Raw genomic sequence first — 19,709 nt, 5'->3', positions numbered from 1 at the left:
GTCTCATATATTACATATTATTTTATTATCGAGGAGTTGCCTACATGTCTGTTAGACGTTTGGATTCAACTAAACCTATTATTGAAATTATCTGGGAAGGTATTGTTTCTCCTGAACATGTCGAACAAGCGAATACAGAAATCAAGAGAATAGCGGAACAATTGGGAAATTCGTTTGATGTGCTAGTAGATATGCGGAATATGAAGGCTTTCCCTCAGGATACCAAAGAAAAAATTGTGGAGCATCAGAAATTACTGACACAGTGGGGGATGAAGCGAGCCAGTGTAGCGGTAGGTGGTGCAATCGCCAAAATGCAATTGAATCGGATTTCCAAAGAATCGGCGCACCAAACTGAATTTCAATGGGAAACGTATGATGAGGCTTTGGCATTTTTGTTGAAATAATATTGAAGTGATACGGACTAAGTATAATAAGAGAGATACCGATGCTGTACATGGCACACAGAAAGAGGCGTTCCCCATGAGGAAGTGCCTTTTCTTTTGCAGTTCCACTTTGCTTACTCAGTTATGCCAGTGATCCGAACGCTCATCATTTAAGATTCAAGTTTACTTACACGCACCATCGTTACCGATGTACCATTTAGGGACTCCTCCACGAATCCTAACCGCTTATATAAGCGAATCGCTTGGTTATCCGGGTCAACACTAAGCGAGACTGCTTCAATTCCCCGCCGTTCAACCTCATCTAATGCGGTCTGAAGCAGTAAGGTACCTACTCCTTTCCCACGTGCATCTTCCGTTACAGCCATTCCCATCTCTGGCGTAGCTGCATTCACATAACCGTATCCCGCATTCTGATCCGCATAGAATCGTAATGTTATTGAACCTAGTCTCTTGCCCTGCTGGTCTACCGCAACATACCCGAAATCCCCTTCTCTTCCCCAGTCTTCAACGTATTTGGATAGCTCAGGCGTATGTATACTTTCGAGTTGGAGAGGTTCATCACCTTCTCGTGTATGCAGGGATGCGTATAACATCTCCCACAGAAAGGGGATATCCTGTTCCTCAATCGAACGCACATGATAGTTGGTCTTGTTCATGTTTGCTCCTCCTTCAGCTTTCCAAAAAGGCGGTCCATCTCATTCAGATTAAACTCATTGGTAATCTCGTAGTCTTCAAGTTCGTCTCTCGTTTTCGCCTCATTGTAGATGGAGATAGACTTTTCATTATAAAACGTCAGTTCAAATCCATCGGTAAAGCGACCTTCTTTATTAATGGTAAGTCGCCATTCATAATAATATGGATTCCTTTCGGAAACGTCGAATTCCCGTACTCTTTTAAGTCGAATATCCTTTAATAGCTTCAGCATGTCTCTAATCTCATTGGGATCTGTAATCGTCACTTCATTATCTTCATTATACGGATCTGCACTTGAAATCTTCCTAATTGTCAGTCGATCCAATCGATCCAGCATGCTCATATGATCTGTAACCTCTGCTCGAAACGTCGTATGTTTGCTGGGGATATACTTAGTATATTGACCAGAGGTATACATACGCACTGCAATAGCTACGACAACAATAATCGTGACGGTACCTATAATCATCTTGATTCTATTTTTCACAGTCTAACCTCCCCCTAGAAATTGAGACCTTACATATTATATATCAAATAAAACTCGTTTTGTGTTCGTTATTCTTCCACATTTTAGTATTTGGTCTCGCCTAAGGATTAAATATTATTTGACGATATATATAATAAGCTTCAAACATACTAACACATTCATGACATCTAGGGGGAAAAGTATGAAGTTAAAACTCAAATTGATGTTAGCCTTCTTCGTCACTGTTCTGCTTACAGCTGGCGCGCTCGCACCACTTGGTTTGGTTCAAACGGAAAACCAAGCTTCTCAGAGTGTGAACAACAAACTAGAAGGATTAATATCTACCGCAACATTTCAGTTGGACGGCTGGTTACACGGAAACGAGAAATTAGTGGAAACACTAGGCCTTGTAATTCAGGAGGCTGTTTCATCTTCTGATCTTAATGAAGATTATCTGTCCATCATGTATAAGGGCACCAACCCTAACAACTTAGAGGACATATTTTACGGAAATAAGGAAGGACAGTTTATAAATGGTTCTGACTTCGTCCCAGATAAAGATTATGATCCCAGGGATCGTTCTTGGTATAAAGAGGCTCTACAAGCAGACAAGCTGATTTTTACTGACCCTTACATCGACAACAAATCCAAACAATTTACGGTGTCTATAGCCATGCCAGTAAAGACAGAAAACGGTGCAATACGGGGAGTGGTTGCTTCTGATATTCTACTTTCCAAGTTAACCGATACAGTCAACCAAATTAACCTGGATGGACTAGGCTACACTTTTATGCTCGACAAAAAGGGAGTTATTTTAGCTCATCCCGAGGCTGATCTTGCAAGTACTTCAGCCGCAGACAACGATCAATTGGGACCGTTGCTTGCAGAGATGAAAACGCATCCTTCAGGACAAAGATCATTCCAATATAACGGAGAAAATCTGCTCCTCTACTTCAAACAAATTCCAAGTACTGGTTGGATTATCGGATCAGTCATATCTGAGAAACTCGCCTATGCGGACTATTATGAATTGCGCAATAACTACATTCTCATTATCGCCATTACATTATTGGTTGTACTGGCAGGTGCCTATTGGATCGCAACACTCTTCATCAAGCCACTGAGAAATCTCCATGAGACCTCCCGCCAAATGTCGAGTGGTGATTTTACAGGAAAGGTGCAGATCAAAGGCAAAGATGAATTCGCTGAACTAGGTATGGCATTCAATCAGATGTCCGATCAGCTTAGCTCGCTGTTCAGGCAAGTAACGGCTTCTGCTGATCGCGTACAAAGTATCTCGGGTGAGATGCAGGAGCATACAGATAAAACCAAACGCATCGCTGAGCAGATCTCCATTGCCACTGATGAACTCGCTCAAGGTTCCAGTACACAGGCTGAATCCGTGTATGATGGCTCAAGCCGTCTGTCTGAGATGAGTGATAGTGTTGGTGGTATCAATCGCAGTGTCGAGCAGTCCGTAACGATGATGCGTGAGGCAGGAGAAGCCATGCTAGCTGGGCTACAAGCGGTAGATCATCAGGTGGAGCTTTCGGATGGTAACCGCCAATCGATTGACCGTGTGGGTGAATCAATCAATCTACTCGCAGACAAATCACAGAAGATTGAAAGCATCGTCAGCATGATTCAAGGTATTGCCTCCCAGACTAACCTGCTCGCACTGAACGCTTCGATTGAAGCCGCCAGAGCGGGTGAACATGGACGTGGATTTGCGGTGGTTGCCGAGGAAGTGCGCAAACTGGCTGAACAATCCGCCGGCTCTTCTCAGGACATCATCGTGTTGCTGAATGAAATCCAGGCGGCTAGCCACCAAAGCGTGAGCGAGGTCGATTCTGCTGAACATGGTATTGAGCAACAGGTTGCTGCCGTACATGAGATGCGCGACTCATTTATGCGAATCAAGCAATCTATTGAAGGCATTGACACTCAGCTTCAACAAGTATCGTCTGCAACAACCGAATTGGATAACAGTTCTGGCAAGATTGCTGAAGTGATCTCCAGTGTTGCGGCCATGTCCGAACAGAGCGCCGCTTCCACCGAAGAGGTTGCCTCTTCAACGCAAGAACAGTTCAATTATATTACGAGTATCTCGGAACGCTCCAATGAACTGGCTCAACAAGCTAATACGCTCGCTGAAGAAGTGAAAAAGTTCAAGATATAAATCAACAAGCCGCGTTCTCCCATAAGGTGAATGCGGCTTGTTTGTTACTTGGTTATATTGCTTTATCACCGATTTGGAATGAGGCAAAACGATAAACCTTATCCCGAGCCATGAATATGACACACGTAGGCTTGGCATCACAACTGATCAGGTTATACCAGAAACCTAATTGTTTTCAGCTCAATACATGACCTGCTGATTCTCGGATAACCAGCTCAGGCTTCAGGACAATCTTCTGCGGTTCTTTACGCTTATCCTTTAATTCTTCAATTAACAGATCTACAGCGCGATGTCCCAGTTCTTCAATTGGCTGGGCAACGGTTGTAAGCGGCGGACTCGTCACCGAAGCCAGAATCGTATTATCAAATCCGATAATGGACACATCCTCTGGCACGCGTAGCCCCAGTTCTTTGGCAGCCTGAAGAGCACCGATGGCCTGGATGTCATTACAACAGAACAAACCTGTCGGGTGATCCTTCTCACCGAGCAGCAGTAGCGCCTCTTTTTTGGCCGAGCTCAGGTCAGCCGCCGATTCTCTGATCTGATTCGGTTCCAGCGTATGACCTGCCTTATTCAATGTTTCGCGGAATCCACGCACACGTTCCTGACTACTGCTGACTTTGGACGGTTCCGACAGCACTGCTACACGAGTATGCCCAAGTTCAAGCAGATGCTGCGCTGCGAGCGTGCCGCCAAGCAAGTCGTCAATGGTGACTGTATGCACCGACAGTGAGGGCAAATGGCGAGCAATCAAAGCGACAGGGATGGACTGCTGCAAGAGGGGTGACAAAATTTCGGCATTATCGATTCCGGTTCCGATCATCATGCCATCGACCCTTTTTTGCTGGAGCAGATTCAGATAACGCTCTACTCGCTCGTCCTTATTATCCGTACTGCAGATGACCACGCTGTAACCCAATTGACGGCTTCGATCCTCCACCGCTCTGGCGAGTTCTGCGAAATACGGGTTTGAGATGTCCGGTACGAGCAGTCCCAATGTATACGTCTGCTTCCCTGTAAGTGCAGCTGCGATCGCACTGGGTTGATAGTGAAGGCGTTCCATGATCTCCATAATCTCGGCGCGCCGCTTCTCACTGATCTTGCCTTTGCCATTAATGACCTGCGAGACGGTTGCAATGGATACACCCGCCTCGCGTGCTATATCGTATATGGTTGCTTTCATTGTTTTTTCCCCATCTGTGCTATATATAAATTTCGTTATACATAGATAATTGTTCTCTTCTCATTATGCAGGGGGAAGTCTGCATACGCAACTTGAAGCCAGCACAATGTGCGTAGCATGAACTGTTTTACTTTTTCATCAACCACTCATGGTCAGGATCGTTATGGAATTTCCAGGTCCGGGTTGGTCCAGCCATCACGTTCAGATAGTAGACCTCATACCCCGGAGGAGCGCCTACCGGATGATATCCGTCCGGAACAAGCACCACTTCTCCGTTCTTCACTGCTAGCGTCTCATCCACAGAACGATCATCCGTGTATATGCGCTGAATGGCAAACCCCTGCTCAGGCTGCACACGGAAATAATACGTTTCTTCCAGCAAAGATTCATCCGGGAGTGCATCCCGATCATGCTTATGTGGCGGGTAACTGGACCAGTGCCCATCTGGTGTAAACACCTCAACAACGAGCAAACTGTCTGCTTCCTTCTGTTCTGGCAAAATGTTGTGAATCTGGCGTTCCAGATTGCCATACCCTCTCGCCTCTACCCCTACATCTTCGGGTGCAATGAGACGAGCTGGATACGTGCCTTTACTGGGTGCAACACATATAGCGACTTCCAGTTCGGTACGTGCTGTGATCTGCACTTGATCGGAAGTTGAGACGTAGACCGAGTACGGAGGTATTTTCTCAAAAACACTCATTCTTTTTCCGATATTATCCCATGTGTGCTCCCGGGTACTTACATTGGCGAAACCACTGAGAAGCACCACACAGAGTTCCTGATCACCGCTCTCACGGGTTAGTGTCTCCCCCTCTGCCAGCTTCGCTACCTGAAAGCCAACATATTCCCACCCAGCCGACTCCGGTGTTACGTTTATAAGTGTACCGTCTCCCTCCGGGTTGACCACGGGTTTCACAATACGTTCTGACATCTTGCCATCCACTCCTTTCTGTAATCGTCCACAACAACTTGATACTTATAAAAACAAAAACCTGGACTATTCATGCCCTCTATTAGAAAAAGTGACTTTAATCATCCACCTATGGCGTTGCTGTTTGTGATTCCAGTGACACCCCAGAGACTTCACTCAGCTTCACAGGTCTTCCCCACTCCATGGACATTTTTGCTGCCAGTGCAATGCGTTCTGCCTGTACTGCATCGTGGCCATCTACAATAACTGGTGTATCATGGAGGATTGCATCGATAAAGAGAGCTGTCTCCTGTACATATGCTTCATTGTAGCGTTCCAGGAAAAAGTGTAACGGTTTGTCGCGCATGAGCCCGGCCGCTGTACTGATCTCAGCCGTATTCGGATGATCATTCGCCGCTGCGGCGCTGCCCATCGAGCCAAACACTTCAACACGCTGGTCATACCCGTATACAGCCTGACGACTGTTATCAATGACACCAATCGCTCCATTGGCAAACGTCATCGTTACAATCGCTGTATCCACGTCACCATGCTCTGCAAAGACCGGATTGATCAGCACGTTGCCCTGAGCGTACACTTCTTCCACTTCACTCCCGGAGAGATACCGTGCCATGTCAAAATCGTGGATCATCATGTCCATGAAGATCCCGCCAGATACCCGGATATACTCCGCAGGCGGTGGACTCGGGTCACGAGAAGTAATTTTGATAATATGCGGATCACCAATCGTACCATCCTGCACATGTGCACGTATCCGTCTGAAGTTGTGATCGAAGCGGCGGTTAAATCCAATTTGCAGCTTCACGCCAGCCTTCTGAACTGCCGCTACAGCCGCTTGGGTCTGTGCCAGATCCATGCTAACCGGTTTCTCGCAGAAGATGTGTTTGCCCGCCTGAGCGGCCTGTTCGATCAGCGGCACATGTGTATCTGTTGAAGAACAGATCAGTACCGCGTCTACATTAGGCATCGAGATCAACTGGCTGCTATCCGTTGTTACAACAGAGATGCCACGGTCGGAGGCCCAAGCCTCCAATTCAGGACCTGCAAACAAGTCACTGATTCCCACAATCTCGGCATGCGGGTTGCGCAGGAGATTGTCTGCATGAATTTTGCCGATCCGTCCCGCACCGATGATGCCAATTCTTACTTTGTCCTTGCCCATTCCGTTATCCTCCCTATGTGCGTCCATATGAGCTGGGCGTTCCCCTTAGCCCGAGTGATGCTCTGGTTGTTACCAGCGCGCCGTTACCATCTTCTTGCGAGTGTAGAATTCAACACCATCCGTGCCATTGGCGTGAAGATCACCGTAGAAGGACTTCTTCCAGCCAGAAAACGGGAAGAATGCCATTGGCGCAGGTACGCCCAGGTTAATCCCCAACATGCCCGCATCAATCGTTTCACGGAATTGACGCATACTCGCCCCGCTGCGGGTGAACAGACACGCACCGTTGGCAAAGTCGGAACGGTTCGCCAGCTCAACGGCTTCCTCCAGCGTAGACACTCTTGCTACCGAGAGTACTGGAGCAAAGATCTCATCCTGCCAGATTTTCATATTGCTCTCAACTTGGTCGAATACCGTGGGCCCTACAAAATAACCGGATTCACTTGTTGCCTGATCTTTGCGTCCATCCCGGATCAAAGCCGCGCCTTCCTGCTCTCCGGCTTCAATGTAACTGAGTGTACGCTCTTTATGTGGTCCACGGATGACAGGTCCGAGGAACACGCCCTCATCCATACCGTTACCAATGATAATGCGGTCTGCTGCTTCCACCAGCTTTTGTACCAGTTCGTCAGCCACATCACCCACAGCCACAACAACCGCACATGCCATGCAACGTTCCCCTGCTGAACCAAAAGCTGCACTCGTAATCTCTTTCACCGTCAGATCGAGATCGGCGTCCGGCATAACGATGGAGTGGTTTTTGGCACCAGCCAGTGCCTGTACCCGTTTTCCATGCTTGGATGCAGTGGTGTAGACGTATTCAGCTACAGGTTGTGAGCCGACAAAGGAGATCGCTTGAACATCCTTATGTTCCAGCAACCCGTTCACGACATCATGCGCACCGTGAACAATGTTGAGCACGCCGTCCGGAAGCCCTGCTTCCTTGAACAGCTCTGCCAAGCGGCCTGCCAGTAGCGGTGTACGCTCGGACGGCTTCAGAACAAAGGTGTTACCACACGCAATAGCCAGCGGGAACATCCAGCACGGCACCATCATCGGGAAGTTGAAAGGGGTAATTCCCCCAATAACACCGATCGGGTAGCGATACATGCCCGACTCCAGCCCTGTAGCGATGTCAGGCAGTTGTTTGCCCATCATCAGATTCGGGGCACCTGCCGCGAACTCGACGCATTCAATGCCACGTAATACCTCGCCGTACGCTTCGGCATAACTTTTACCGTTCTCCAGTGTCACCAGGCGAGCGAGCTCTTCCCAATGTTCAACCAGCAACTGCTGGTAGCGGAACAGAATACGTGCACGGCGTGGAACCGGTGTGCTGCTCCAGGATTTGAACGCTTCTCGTGCTGTCTGAACCGCCAGATCCACGTCCGCTTGTTCGGACAGTGGCACATGTGCAATAACCTCTTCTGTAGCCGGATTCACCACTGGCTCCGTACGAGTTGACACTGGGGTTACCCAGGCACCTCCGATCCAGTTTTGTACCATTGTCGCTGTTGCAGACGCTTCAGAAATTCCTTTTCCCATAGCCCTGTCTCCCTTCGCTTATGTGTGATCCCTTATGTTCAACATGTTCATTGTTATAGATCTGTATGAGTATGCTGTTCAAAGTATTGCAACGTGCTTCAAGACACGGTAATCTCGCCCCGATTGCAACGTTCAATGTAGTCATTCACCTGTTCCACCGTTGGCATTGCATCCGAACAGCTGTGGCTTGAAATAACGATACTTGCTGCGCCACTGCCATACGCCATACTGCGCTCAATTGTCCAGCCCTGCATCAATCCATACAGGAACCCAGCTGCGTAAGAGTCGCCTGCGCCGAACGTTTTGACCACTTTTGCCGGATAGCTGTCCGCACGATGGGAAAGCCCTTCACGTGTATAAGCAATGGACCCTTCCTTACCGTGCTTGATTACAACGATGTTCGCTGAGAAGTCAAACCATTTCTGTGCAGTTACCTGATCGCTATGATCCGGATTATGGTCGAATGTCTCCATCATGTCGAACTCTTCACGTGTGCCCAGGATGATATCGCATTTCTCGGCTGCAAGGTTGTAATAGACCGCTGTCTCTTCATCTGATGTCCAGGTGTATGGGCGATAGTCCAGATCAAACACAATAACTGTGCCATGTTTTTTCGCATACGTTAGTGCCTGTAATACAGCTTCACGGGATGGGCTTTGCGCGAGGGCTGTGCCTGAGATTAGCAGCACTTTGGAGTCAGCAATCAACTGCTCTTGTACTTCTTGCGCTTGTAATAACAGATCCGCTACATTGTCCCGGTACATCAGGATACTGCAATCCGTTGGGCTTTTGATTTCGGTAAAAGCAAGCCCTGTCACCGCTCCGGTGTCATCTGTAACTACATTCGATGTGTCGATGCCGTTCTTCTCCAAATAACTCTGGATGAATCTGCCCATCTGGTCACCCGCGATCTTACCGATAAAAGCCGTCTCCATACCCAGTCTGGACATGCCAATCGTAATATTGGCCGGAGAGCCGCCAACATACTTCGTGAACGTCATCGTCTCTTCCATCGGGCGATTGATCTCATTGGCGTTCAAGTCGATGCACAAGCGGCCAATCGCGGTGAAATCCTTCTTCCTGGATACCGGAAAGGATACATAGGTCATTGCATGTGAGCCCCTTTCTGTGTTGGGATTTTACATGTTGTATATGGATATCTAGACTAGTTACTCATTCCATCGTAAGGACTCGTAAACGGCTAGAGTAAATCAGTTTTATTTTCCAATCGTAACGTTATACTCTTGCTGGCCTTCTTCCTTTTTCAATTCATAGGTGCGGCATCTGACCGCTGCAATGCTAAACGAATCAGCTGTGTTGGTATAACGACTCCATATAGTTCAAGGAGCGTTTGGCATACTCATACGGGTTATGAATCGCAGGGTCCTGCTCTCCTTCAAGCATCGCCCAGCCATCGTACCCTCGTGTGATCAGTTCTTGCAGAATTGGTGCAAAATCAATGCATCCATCCCCTGGTACAGTGAACACTCCTCTACGAATACAGCCGACAAAGTCAGAGTGCTCCGCGCGTGCTTCATCCAGCACATGCGGGCGGATATCTTTCAGATGGATATAGGCGATCCGATCATAATGTTTGCGCAGCAGCTCAAGTGGATCGGCTCCGCCATAGTAGGCATGACCAGTATCATAGAGCAGATACACGAGAGAAGGGTCTGTCAGCTCCATCAATCGATCAATCTCATCCGGTTGCTCTACCACTGTGCCTCCATGATGATGGTACGTAAGCTTCAAACCGTGTTCACGGGCGATAGCTCCTGCTTCGTTCAACCCTTCAGCGAGGATATGCCATTCAGGTTCGCTGAGTCTGAGCACTTCTTTTTCATTCGGAGTTCGTCTTGGATCAAAATGAAGTGACCCGCCTACCTCCGCCGTACTGATCACCTTACTGCCCATGGATTGCAGAAACTCCGCATGTCTGCGATAACTGTCCAGCTCCGACTGACGATACGCCGGATCGGAGAGAAGTACCGATTTCCACTGGGAGACCAGCTTGATATTCCTCTTACTCAATTCCTCACGCAATATAGCAGGATCGGTTGGATATTTACGCCCCATCTCTGTACCTGTCAGCCCAAGACGCTGAATGTCATCCAGAATCTGTGCACACGTTGTCGCGTCACCATGCTCTTTCACATCTTCACCGACCCAATTGATCGGATGAATCCCAAGCTGGAATGGCAGCTTGCTCATTGCTCCACGTCTCCTTTGTCGTTCAACATTGTGGTTCACTATATTAAACTGGATTAAATCGGTCTTGCTTTGGCACGGTTGGCTTGCATGGTGTGATGAGCATGAACTACCTTCTCTTCGGCAGATACCTCAGGCACACCCACATTCCACCATGACTCGTATCCACCTGCGTTGGTTCCAGGCACGACCGGAATCTCAATCAACGTACTCACTGTTTCGTTCTTCGCATCTCGGAGTGCCTGTTCCAGCTGTTCTGCTGTCTCCGCTCTATAGGATTTGGCTCCCATACTTCGGGCGTGTGCAGCAAAGTCCATTGGCATGTAATCCCCGGTCAGTCGTCCACTCTCGGATTCCCGATAACGGAACTCATTGCCGAATCCGTCACTACCATGTTCCCGCTGCAAATTATGAATACACTGGAATCCATTGTTGTTGAATAATAGAACAGTCATCTTCTTCTGTTCCTGCAGACTGGTCACAAACTCCGAATGCAGCATCAGATAACTGCCATCACCGACCATGGCATACACTTCCCGATCCGGCTCCGCAAGTGCTGCTCCGAACGCTCCACTTACCTCGTACCCCATACAGGAGAACCCATACTCCATGTGATACGTCTTTGGTTCAGCCGCACGCCACAGACGATGCAGATCACCTGGCAGACTGCCCGCCGCACACACAATAACGGAGGATGGATCAATGGTCCGGTTAACGATACCAACTGCTGTAGTCTGTGCCAGCCCTGCTTCATGTTGAGCTGCATACAGCCGATCCACTTCTGCATTCCACTCAGCCCGGAGATCAGCGATTTCGGATGCGCCATATGCACATCGGTATTGTCTTTCCTGCAATTCCTTCTGCAAAGCCTGCAATCCTTCGCGTGCATCTGCCAGAATGGCTTCCCCGCCTAACTTGGCGGCATCCATGCCGTTCAGGTTAATGTTGATGAATGACACTTCTGGATGTTGAAAAGCAGAGCGGGACGCCGTCGTAAAATCGGAGAAACGAGTACCGACGCCGATCACCACATCCGCTTCTCTCGCCAGCCTATTGGCTGCCAGAGAGCCGGTAACCCCGATGGCCCCCACATTCAGTGTGTGGTCCCAAGAAACTGCGCTTTTGCCCGCCTGCGTCTCGGCGATCGGAATACCAAATGCCTCGGCGAACTCCACGAGCTGGGCGGATGCCTCAGAGTACAACACACCGCCGCCTGCAACGAGCAGCGGCTTACTGCCTCGGGCAATCTGCTCCGTTGCCCGCTCAATGGCTGCCTGTACCGGGGGGCGACGATCCAGATAATGTACTTTGCGGGCAAAGAACGATTCTGGATAATCGTATGCCTCTGCCTGCACATCCTGCGGCAGTGCGAGCGTTACTGCTCCCGTCTCTGCTGGATCGGTTAGCACACGCATGGCCTGTGTAACAGCAATCATCAACTGTTCGGGACGAACAATGCGATCCCAGTACTTGCTGACGGCTTTGAATGGATCAGTGGCTGAGATTGTATAATCACTGCTCACTTCCAACTGCTGAAGTACCGGGTCCGGTTCCCGTGTAGCAAAGTTATCTCCAGGAAGCAATAAAACCGGAATCCGGTTCACCGTTGCAGTAGCTGCGGCTGTAATCATATTCAAAGCACCAGGTCCAATCGATGTTGTACATGCATAGATCTGTCTACGATTCTTCTGCTTGGCATAAGCCGCTGCCGTATGCACCATGCCTTGTTCGTTCTTGCCTTGCATATACGTCAGGCTTCCCGGGCTGCGCTCTAGCGCTTCTCCAATGCCTGTTACATTGCCATGTCCAAAAATACCGATGATTCCCTTCACAAACTTGGTTTCCACCCCGTCAACCGAGATATATTGCTGATCCAGGTATCGAAGCAGTGCCTGAGCCATCGTCAGTCGAATTGTTTTCATGAATTGATCGCCGTCCTTTCCTTTACGGGTTAAGCGCTTAATCTAAGTTAAGTTTAAGCGCCTTACCCCTAAAGGTTAAGCGCTTAATTGATATGGTATTACAGGTTAATGATTTACGCAAGCTATTTTTGTAAGCGTTTTTATGAAATGCGGTAAAGGAAAGATATTCTTGTGTTCGAACATGCACTAGACCTTCTCTGTTTGAACACTTCCACAATGACTAAGAACAGACTTAAAAGGGGGGAAATATATCATGAGGATGGGATACATGCTGGTACATGCTAATCAGCCATATAATCCGTGATCTTTGTATACAATTATGATCAATATGCCTGTGAATGCAAAAAAAGAAAGAAACGGTGAATACCATCTCTTTCTTATCAATATTTAAGCGGGTGATGGGAATCGAACCCACGCTATTAGCTTGGAAGGCTAAAGTTCTACCATTGAACTACACCCGCAAATAAAAAAAATCGGGATGACACGATTTGAACATGCGACCCCCTGGTCCCAAACCAGGTGCTCTACCAAGCTGAGCTACATCCCGTTATATATACCGGCGAGAGGACTCGAACCTCCACGGTTTCCCACTCGATTTTGAGTCGAGCGCGTCTGCCATTCCGCCACGCCGGCAAAATATAAAGTTATAATGGCGCGCCCTGAGAGATTCGAACTCCCGGCCTTTTGATTCGTAGTCAAACGCTCTATCCAGCTGAGCTAAGGGCGCAAAATATTGGAGCGGAAGACGGGAATCGAACCCGCGACCCTCGCCTTGGCAAGGCGATGCTCTACCGCTGAGCCACTTCCGCAAATAAAGGATGCGCGTGGAGGGACTTGAACCCCCACGTCAAAGACGCTAGATCCTAAGTCTAGTGCGTCTGCCAATTCCGCCACACGCGCATATAATGGTGAGTCATGAAGGGCTCGAACCTTCGACACCCTGATTAAAAGTCAGGTGCTCTACCAACTGAGCTAATGACTCATAGAAAAACTGGTGGAGGATGATGGATTCGAACCACCGAACCCGTACGGGAGCAGATTTACAGTCTGATGCGTTTGGCCGCTTCGCTAATCCTCCAGGATTACATGGTGCCGGCGAGAGGACTTGAACCCCCAACCTACTGATTACAAGTCAGTTGCTCTACCAGTTGAGCTACACCGGCGTATTACATAGTGTTATAAATGGTGGCTCGGGACGGAATCGAACCGCCGACACGAGGATTTTCAGTCCTCTGCTCTACCGACTGAGCTACCGAGCCTTACTAAAATAAAAAATGGCGGAACCGACGGGATTCGAACCCGCGATCTCCTGCGTGACAGGCAGGCATGTTAGGCCAACTACACCACGGTTCCAGATCACTTTCTCAAAGGAAAGTATAATTGCGGGGGCAGGATTTGAACCTGCGGCCTTCGGGTTATGAGCCCGACGAGCTACCGGGCTGCTCCACCCCGCGTCGTTATAAAGTTTATATGGTGGAGGCTGAGGGGATCGAACCCCCGACCCTCTGCTTGTAAGGCAGATGCTCTCCCAGCTGAGCTAAGCCTCCATATTATGACCCGTAGGGGATTCGAACCCCTGTTACCTCCGTGAAAGGGAGGTGTCTTAACCCCTTGACCAACGGGCCTTACTGGCTCCCCGAACAGGGCTCGAACCTGTGACAACTCGATTAACAGTCGAGTGCTCTACCAACTGAGCTATCAGGGAATGGTGGAGCCAAGCGGGATCGAACCGCTGACCTCCTGCTTGCAAGGCAGGCGCTCTCCCAGCTGAGCTATGGCCCCATAACTCTGGTGTATTTCTTGTTGTGGTCTTGCTATGGGCCCTGGTGGACTCGAACCACCGGCCTCACCCTTATCAGAGGTGCGCTCTAACCAACTGAGCTAAGGGCCCTTATCAATTTTCGAAAAAAAATACCCCAATGGGGTTTCGCTTGGCGGCGTCCTACTCTCCCAGGACCCTGCGGTCCAAGTACCATCGGCGCTAGAGGGCTTAACGGTCGTGTTCGGGATGGGTACGTGTGGAACCCCTCCGCCATCGCCACCAAACGCGTAGCTTACATTTCAGAGTGTTGTTCTCTGAAAACTAGATTCGAAACGAAACACGCGAATTACAACTTGCTATTGGATAAGCCCTCGACCGATTAGTACTGGTCAGCTCCATGCATTGCTGCACTTCCACCCCCAGCCTATCTACCTCGTCGTCTTCAAGGGGTCTTACATACTGGGAAATCTCATCTTGAGGGGGGCTTCACGCTTAGATGCTTTCAGCGTTTATCCCGTCCGTACATAGCTACCCAGCGGTGCTCCTGGCGGAACAACTGGTACACCAGCGGTACGTCCATCCCGGTCCTCTCGTACTAAGGACAGCTCCTCTCAAATTTCCTACGCCCACGACAGATAGGGACCGAACTGTCTCACGACGTTCTGAACCCAGCTCGCGTACCGCTTTAATGGGCGAACAGCCCAACCCTTGGGACCTACTTCAGCCCCAGGATGCGATGAGCCGACATCGAGGTGCCAAACCTCCCCGTCGATGTGGACTCTTGGGGGAGATAAGCCTGTTATCCCCAGGGTAGCTTTTATCCGTTGAGCGATGGCCCTTCCATGCGGTACCACCGGATCACTAAGCCCGACTTTCGTCCCTGCTCGACTTGTAGGTCTCGCAGTCAAGCTCCCTTATGCCTTTGCACTCTTCGAATGATTTCCAACCATTCTGAGGGAACCTTTGGGCGCCTCCGTTACTCTTTAGGAGGCGACCGCCCCAGTCAAACTGCCCACCTGACACTGTCCCCGCACCGGATTACGGTACCAGGTTAGAACCTAGATACGATCAGGGTGGTATCCCAACGTTGCCTCCACACAAGCTGGCGCTCATGCTTCAAAGGCTCCCACCTATCCTGTACAGATCGTACCCAAATTCAATATCAAGCTGCAGTAAAGCTCCATGGGGTCTTTCCGTCTTGTCGCGGGTAACCTGCATCTTCACAGGTATTAAAATTTCACCGGATCTCTCGTTGAGACAGCGCCCAAGTCGTTACGCCATTCGTGCGGGTCAGAATTTACCTGACAAGGAATTTCGCTACCTTAGGACCGTTATAGTTACGGCCGCCGTTTACTGGGGCTTCGGTTCACAGCTTCGGGATTACTCCCTAACCACTCCCCTTAACCTTCCAGCACCGGGCAGGCGTCAGCCCGTATACTTCGCCTTACGGCTTCGCACAGACCTGTGTTTTTGCTAAACAGTCGCTTGGGCCTTTTCACTGCGGCCCCCTCGTGCTATTCACACTACCGGGGCACCCCTTCTCCCGAAGTTACGGGGTCATTTTGCCGAGTTCCTTAACGAGAGTTCTTCCGCGCGCCTTAGAATACTCTTCTCGCCTACCTGTGTCGGTTTGCGGTACGGGCACCATCACCTGGCTAGAGGCTTTTCTTGGCAGTGTGAGATCATGACCTTCGCTACTATAATTTTCGCTCCCCATCACAGCTCAGCCTTACAATGTGCGGATTTGCCTACACATCAGCCTCACTGCTTAGACGGACATCCATCAGTCCGCGTCACTACCCTACTGCGTCCCCCCATTGCTCATAACGGCTTACGGTGGTACAGGAATTTCGACCTGTTGTCCTTCGACTACGCCTTTCGGCCTCGCCTTAGGTCCCGACTTACCCTGAGCGGACGAGCCTTCCTCAGGAACCCTTAGGCTTTCGGCGGATCAGATTCTCACTGATCTTTTCGTTACTCATACCGGCATTCTCACTTGTATAATGTCCAGCGCTCCTTACGGTACACCTTCAACCCTTATACAACGCTCCCCTACCCCTGATGCAAAGCATCAAGCCATAGCTTCGGTGGTGTGTTTAGCCCCGTTACATTTTCGGCGCAGAGTCACTCGACCAGTGAGCTATTACGCACTCTTTCAATGGTGGCTGCTTCTAAGCCAACATCCTGGTTGTCTGTGCAACTCCACATCCTTTCCCACTTAACACACACTTGGGGACCTTAGCTGATGGTCTGGGCTGTTTCCCTTTTGACAATGGATCTTAGCACTCACTGTCTGACTCCCGGAAGTAAGTCTATGGCATTCGGAGTTTGACTGAGCTTGGTAACCCTTGCGGGCCCCGCACCCAATCAGTGCTCTACCTCCACGACTCTGTTTTCCGAGGCTAGCCCTAAAGCTATTTCGGGGAGAACCAGCTATCTCCGAGTTCGATTGGAATTTCTCCGCTACCCCCACCTCATCCCCGCATTTTTCAACATGCGTGGGTTCGGGCCTCCAGTGCGTGTTACCGCACCTTCACCCTGGACAGGGGTAGATCACCCGGTTTCGGGTCTACGTCCACGTACTCAGTCGCCCTATTCAGACTCGCTTTCGCTGCGGCTCCGGCTCTTCACCTTAACCTTGCACGGGAACGTAACTCGCCGGTTCATTCTACAAAAGGCACGCCATCACCCCTAAAACGGGCTCTGACTTTTTGTAAGCACACGGTTTCAGGTTCTATTTCACTCCCCTTCCGGGGTGCTTTTCACCTTTCCCTCACGGTACTGCTTCACTATCGGTCGCTAGGAAGTATTTAGCCTTGGCAGATGGTCCTGCCGGATTCATACGGGGTTTCACGTGCCCCGCACTACTCGGGATCCGTCTCGGAGGGAACAGACTTTCAACTACAGGGCTTTTACCTTCTTTGGCGGGCCTTTCCAGACCTCTTCGCTTAACCGGTTCCTTTGTAACTCCATGTGAGACGTCCCACAACCCCAAAGAGCAAGCTCTTTGGTTTGGGCTTCTCCGCGTTCGCTCGCCGCTACTGACGGAATCACTATTGTTTTCTCTTCCTCAGGGTACTTAGATGTTTCAGTTCCCCTGGTATGCCTCTACACAACCTATGTATTCAGTTGTGAGTAACTGGAAATTACCCCAGCTGGGTTTCCCCATTCGGACACCCCCGGATCAAAGCTTGCTTACAGCTCCCCGAGGCAGTTTCGTTGTTCGCCACGTCCTTCATCGGCTCCTAGCGCCTAGGCATCCTCCGTGTGCTCTTAGTAGCTTAACCATTTTGTTCCGGTTTCGGTCGCTCGCTTCCCTTGTTTTGCTTGCGCAAAGCCAAAAGTCGCTCTCACCCGATACCATCACAAAAGCAATTTAACTACCTTTATACACTTGACTTGTTTGCACAAGTTCAGCTTAAAGGAATGTTCTAATTCGCGTTTGTTTCGTTTCGATATCTAGTTTTCAAAGAACAAGCTCCATGCAAAAGCAAGCTGTTTGAGAGTTTGAGCTCTCAAAACTGAGCAACGAGTGAGTGTTTTGCAGCTAAGCTGCATATTTGAATGTTTCCGTTGCAGGAAACGATTCTCCATAGAAAGGAGGTGATCCAGCCGCACCTTCCGATACGGCTACCTTGTTACGACTTCACCCCAATCATCTATCCCACCTTCGGCGGCTGGCTCCTTGCGGTTACCCCACCGACTTCGGGTGTTATAAACTCTCGTGGTGTGACGGGCGGTGTGTACAAGACCCGGGAACGTATTCACCGCGGCATGCTGATCCGCGATTACTAGCAATTCCGACTTCATGCAGGCGAGTTGCAGCCTGCAATCCGAACTGAGACCGGCTTTGTTGGGATTGGCTCCATCTCGCGATTTCGCAGCCCGTTGTACCGGCCATTGTAGTACGTGTGTAGCCCAGGTCATAAGGGGCATGATGATTTGACGTCATCCCCACCTTCCTCCGGTTTGTCACCGGCAGTCTATCTAGAGTGCCCACCCGAAGTGCTGGCAACTAAATATAAGGGTTGCGCTCGTTGCGGGACTTAACCCAACATCTCACGACACGAGCTGACGACAACCATGCACCACCTGTCTCCTCTGTCCCGAAGGAAAGATACATCTCTGTACCGATCAGAGGGATGTCAAGACCTGGTAAGGTTCTTCGCGTTGCTTCGAATTAAACCACATACTCCACTGCTTGTGCGGGTCCCCGTCAATTCCTTTGAGTTTCAGTCTTGCGACCGTACTCCCCAGGCGGAGTGCTTAATGTGTTAACTTCGGCACCAAGGGTATCGAAACCCCTAACACCTAGCACTCATCGTTTACGGCGTGGACTACCAGGGTATCTAATCCTGTTTGCTCCCCACGCTTTCGCGCCTCAGCGTCAGTTACAGCCCAGAGAGTCGCCTTCGCCACTGGTGTTCCTCCACATATCTACGCATTTCACCGCTACACGTGGAATTCCACTCTCCTCTTCTGCACTCAAGTCACCCAGTTTCCAGTGCGATCCGGGGTTGAGCCCCGGGATTAAACACCAGACTTAAATGACCGCCTGCGCGCGCTTTACGCCCAATAATTCCGGACAACGCTTGCCCCCTACGTATTACCGCGGCTGCTGGCACGTAGTTAGCCGGGGCTTTCTTCTCAGGTACCGTCACCTTGAGAGCAGTTACTCTCCCAAGCGTTCTTCCCTGGCAACAGAGCTTTACGATCCGAAAACCTTCATCACTCACGCGGCATTGCTCCGTCAGGCTTTCGCCCATTGCGGAAGATTCCCTACTGCTGCCTCCCGTAGGAGTCTGGGCCGTGTCTCAGTCCCAGTGTGGCCGATCACCCTCTCAGGTCGGCTACGCATCGTCGCCTTGGTGAGCCGTTACCCCACCAACTAGCTAATGCGCCGCAGGCCCATCCCCAAGTGACAGATTGCTCCGTCTTTCCAGTTTCCTTCAGGCGAAGAAAACAATTATTCGGTATTAGCTACCGTTTCCGGTAGTTGTCCCAAACTTGAGGGCAGGTTGCCTACGTGTTACTCACCCGTCCGCCGCTAACTATCAGAGAAGCAAGCTTCTCTTCAAGTCCGCTCGACTTGCATGTATTAGGCATGCCGCCAGCGTTCGTCCTGAGCCAGGATCAAACTCTCCAATAAAGTATTGAAAAGAGCGATAAGCTCATTTTGAATCTGACGAGATTAAAAATCTCATTTGTGCTCCAGTCAATTCAAGCCAAGGCTTGTCTCAACTTTCGCGTT

The 19,709-nt window shown here is 49.9% G+C and carries 11 protein-coding genes, 17 tRNA genes and 3 rRNA genes; 2 read left to right on the top strand and 29 right to left on the bottom strand.

All coding sequences use genetic code 11. The features are described 5' to 3' along the window. Window positions 1-44: 44 nt before the first annotated feature. Window positions 45-404 carry a hypothetical protein gene (locus MHB43_RS01930; RefSeq protein ID WP_339181299.1) on the top strand — a complete coding sequence of 120 codons (360 nt, stop codon included), beginning with the start codon at window positions 45-47 and terminating at the stop codon, window positions 402-404. Window positions 405-553: 149 nt separating this feature from the next. Here the strand turns inward: MHB43_RS01930 and MHB43_RS01925 are convergent, their stop codons facing one another. Then, window positions 554-1,060 (bottom strand): GNAT family N-acetyltransferase, encoded by a 507-nt coding sequence (locus tag MHB43_RS01925; protein ID WP_339181298.1) that lies wholly within the window; start codon window positions 1,058-1,060, stop codon window positions 554-556. After that, window positions 1,057-1,584, bottom strand: coding sequence for a hypothetical protein (locus tag MHB43_RS01920; RefSeq protein WP_405131218.1), 528 nt, complete (start codon window positions 1,582-1,584; stop codon window positions 1,057-1,059). Before MHB43_RS01920 ends, MHB43_RS01925 begins: the two co-directional genes overlap by 4 nt. 181 nt (window positions 1,585-1,765) lie before the next feature. Here MHB43_RS01920 and MHB43_RS01915 point away from each other — a divergent pair, with 181 nt between their 5' ends. Then, window positions 1,766-3,742: a methyl-accepting chemotaxis protein gene (locus MHB43_RS01915; RefSeq protein ID WP_339181293.1), complete on the top strand. Its 1,977-nt coding sequence runs from the start codon at window positions 1,766-1,768 to the stop codon at window positions 3,740-3,742. 175 nt (window positions 3,743-3,917) lie between these two features. Here the strand turns inward: MHB43_RS01915 and MHB43_RS01910 are convergent, their stop codons facing one another. From MHB43_RS01910 to MHB43_RS01780, 27 genes are all read right to left on the bottom strand, one after another. Next, window positions 3,918-4,925: a LacI family DNA-binding transcriptional regulator gene (locus MHB43_RS01910; RefSeq protein ID WP_339181291.1), complete on the bottom strand. Its 1,008-nt coding sequence runs from the start codon at window positions 4,923-4,925 to the stop codon at window positions 3,918-3,920. Between the two features lie 127 nt (window positions 4,926-5,052). Then, the gene (iolB, locus tag MHB43_RS01905) at window positions 5,053-5,859 is read right to left on the bottom strand and encodes a 5-deoxy-glucuronate isomerase (RefSeq protein ID WP_405131217.1); all 807 of its coding nucleotides are present in this window, start codon (window positions 5,857-5,859) and stop codon (window positions 5,053-5,055) included. 109 nt (window positions 5,860-5,968) lie between these two features. Then, window positions 5,969-7,021, bottom strand: coding sequence for an inositol 2-dehydrogenase (gene iolG / locus MHB43_RS01900; protein WP_339181288.1), 1,053 nt, complete (start codon window positions 7,019-7,021; stop codon window positions 5,969-5,971). Between the two features lie 69 nt (window positions 7,022-7,090). Then, window positions 7,091-8,566, bottom strand: a complete 1,476-nt coding sequence (locus MHB43_RS01895; RefSeq protein WP_405131216.1) for a CoA-acylating methylmalonate-semialdehyde dehydrogenase — start codon at window positions 8,564-8,566, stop codon at window positions 7,091-7,093. A 98-nt stretch (window positions 8,567-8,664) separates the two neighbouring features. Continuing rightward, complete coding sequence (iolC, locus tag MHB43_RS01890; RefSeq protein ID WP_047841171.1) at window positions 8,665-9,675, bottom strand: 5-dehydro-2-deoxygluconokinase; 1,011 nt, start codon at window positions 9,673-9,675, stop codon at window positions 8,665-8,667. A 199-nt stretch (window positions 9,676-9,874) separates the two neighbouring features. Next, window positions 9,875-10,777 carry a myo-inosose-2 dehydratase gene (gene iolE, locus MHB43_RS01885; RefSeq protein WP_405131215.1) on the bottom strand — a complete coding sequence of 301 codons (903 nt, stop codon included), beginning with the start codon at window positions 10,775-10,777 and terminating at the stop codon, window positions 9,875-9,877. A gap of 53 nt (window positions 10,778-10,830) precedes the next feature. Then, a complete protein-coding gene (iolD, locus tag MHB43_RS01880) occupies window positions 10,831-12,696 on the bottom strand; it encodes a 3D-(3,5/4)-trihydroxycyclohexane-1,2-dione acylhydrolase (decyclizing) (protein ID WP_339181283.1) in 1,866 nt (621 codons plus the stop codon). Between the two features lie 390 nt (window positions 12,697-13,086). Continuing rightward, window positions 13,087-13,157 (bottom strand) — tRNA-Gly (locus MHB43_RS01875). A gap of 12 nt (window positions 13,158-13,169) precedes the next feature. After that, a tRNA-Pro gene (locus MHB43_RS01870) sits at window positions 13,170-13,243 on the bottom strand. A 7-nt stretch (window positions 13,244-13,250) separates the two neighbouring features. Beyond that, window positions 13,251-13,329 (bottom strand) — tRNA-Leu (locus tag MHB43_RS01865). A 17-nt stretch (window positions 13,330-13,346) separates the two neighbouring features. Then, a tRNA-Arg gene (locus tag MHB43_RS01860) sits at window positions 13,347-13,423 on the bottom strand. A gap of 7 nt (window positions 13,424-13,430) precedes the next feature. Beyond that, window positions 13,431-13,505: transfer RNA gene (locus MHB43_RS01855), tRNA-Gly, on the bottom strand. A 10-nt stretch (window positions 13,506-13,515) separates the two neighbouring features. Beyond that, window positions 13,516-13,596 (bottom strand) — tRNA-Leu (locus tag MHB43_RS01850). Between the two features lie 6 nt (window positions 13,597-13,602). Beyond that, window positions 13,603-13,678: transfer RNA gene (locus MHB43_RS01845), tRNA-Lys, on the bottom strand. A 10-nt stretch (window positions 13,679-13,688) separates the two neighbouring features. Then, window positions 13,689-13,774, bottom strand: a tRNA-Tyr gene (locus MHB43_RS01840). A 9-nt stretch (window positions 13,775-13,783) separates the two neighbouring features. Continuing rightward, window positions 13,784-13,859, bottom strand: a tRNA-Thr gene (locus MHB43_RS01835). Window positions 13,860-13,879: 20 nt separating this feature from the next. Beyond that, window positions 13,880-13,955 (bottom strand) — tRNA-Phe (locus MHB43_RS01830). 16 nt (window positions 13,956-13,971) lie between these two features. Then, window positions 13,972-14,049 (bottom strand) — tRNA-Asp (locus tag MHB43_RS01825). A 27-nt stretch (window positions 14,050-14,076) separates the two neighbouring features. Then, window positions 14,077-14,150: transfer RNA gene (locus MHB43_RS01820), tRNA-Met, on the bottom strand. 17 nt (window positions 14,151-14,167) lie between these two features. Next, a tRNA-Val gene (locus MHB43_RS01815) sits at window positions 14,168-14,243 on the bottom strand. Between the two features lie 6 nt (window positions 14,244-14,249). Further along, window positions 14,250-14,321: transfer RNA gene (locus MHB43_RS01810), tRNA-Glu, on the bottom strand. Between the two features lie 4 nt (window positions 14,322-14,325). Next, window positions 14,326-14,401 (bottom strand) — tRNA-Asn (locus tag MHB43_RS01805). Between the two features lies 1 nt (window position 14,402). Beyond that, window positions 14,403-14,478: transfer RNA gene (locus MHB43_RS01800), tRNA-Ala, on the bottom strand. 35 nt (window positions 14,479-14,513) lie between these two features. Beyond that, a tRNA-Ile gene (locus MHB43_RS01795) sits at window positions 14,514-14,587 on the bottom strand. A gap of 38 nt (window positions 14,588-14,625) precedes the next feature. Continuing rightward, window positions 14,626-14,742, bottom strand: a 5S ribosomal RNA gene (gene rrf / locus MHB43_RS01790). Window positions 14,743-14,817: 75 nt separating this feature from the next. After that, a 23S ribosomal RNA gene (locus MHB43_RS01785) occupies window positions 14,818-17,745 on the bottom strand. Between the two features lie 309 nt (window positions 17,746-18,054). Next, a 16S ribosomal RNA gene (locus tag MHB43_RS01780) occupies window positions 18,055-19,607 on the bottom strand. The 16S, 23S and 5S rRNA genes sit together here with 17 tRNA genes alongside, the layout of an rRNA operon. Window positions 19,608-19,709 lie beyond the last annotated feature (102 nt).

Origin of the sequence: Paenibacillus sp. FSL H8-0317, assembly GCF_045040685.1 — a bacterium.
Taxonomy (GTDB): Bacteria; Bacillota; Bacilli; order Paenibacillales; family Paenibacillaceae; genus Paenibacillus.
Note: the sequence above shows the minus strand (reverse complement) of the source record. Positions and strands in the feature narration are given on the sequence as shown.

Excerpts from the sequence above, each read along its gene's own strand:
- iolD (WP_339181283.1), bottom strand. The coding sequence starts at position 12,696 with ATGAAAACAATTCGACTGACGATGGCTCAGGCACTGCTTCGATACCTG.
- MHB43_RS01915 (WP_339181293.1), top strand. The coding sequence starts at position 1,766 with ATGAAGTTAAAACTCAAATTGATGTTAGCCTTCTTCGTCACTGTTCTG.
- MHB43_RS01925 (WP_339181298.1), bottom strand. The coding sequence starts at position 1,060 with ATGAACAAGACCAACTATCATGTGCGTTCGATTGAGGAACAGGATATC.
- iolB (WP_405131217.1), bottom strand. The coding sequence starts at position 5,859 with ATGTCAGAACGTATTGTGAAACCCGTGGTCAACCCGGAGGGAGACGGT.
- iolG (WP_339181288.1), bottom strand. The coding sequence starts at position 7,021 with ATGGGCAAGGACAAAGTAAGAATTGGCATCATCGGTGCGGGACGGATC.
- MHB43_RS01930 (WP_339181299.1), top strand. The coding sequence starts at position 45 with ATGTCTGTTAGACGTTTGGATTCAACTAAACCTATTATTGAAATTATC.
- iolE (WP_405131215.1), bottom strand. The coding sequence starts at position 10,777 with ATGAGCAAGCTGCCATTCCAGCTTGGGATTCATCCGATCAATTGGGTC.
- MHB43_RS01895 (WP_405131216.1), bottom strand. The coding sequence starts at position 8,566 with ATGGGAAAAGGAATTTCTGAAGCGTCTGCAACAGCGACAATGGTACAA.
- iolC (WP_047841171.1), bottom strand. The coding sequence starts at position 9,675 with ATGACCTATGTATCCTTTCCGGTATCCAGGAAGAAGGATTTCACCGCG.
- MHB43_RS01910 (WP_339181291.1), bottom strand. The coding sequence starts at position 4,925 with ATGAAAGCAACCATATACGATATAGCACGCGAGGCGGGTGTATCCATT.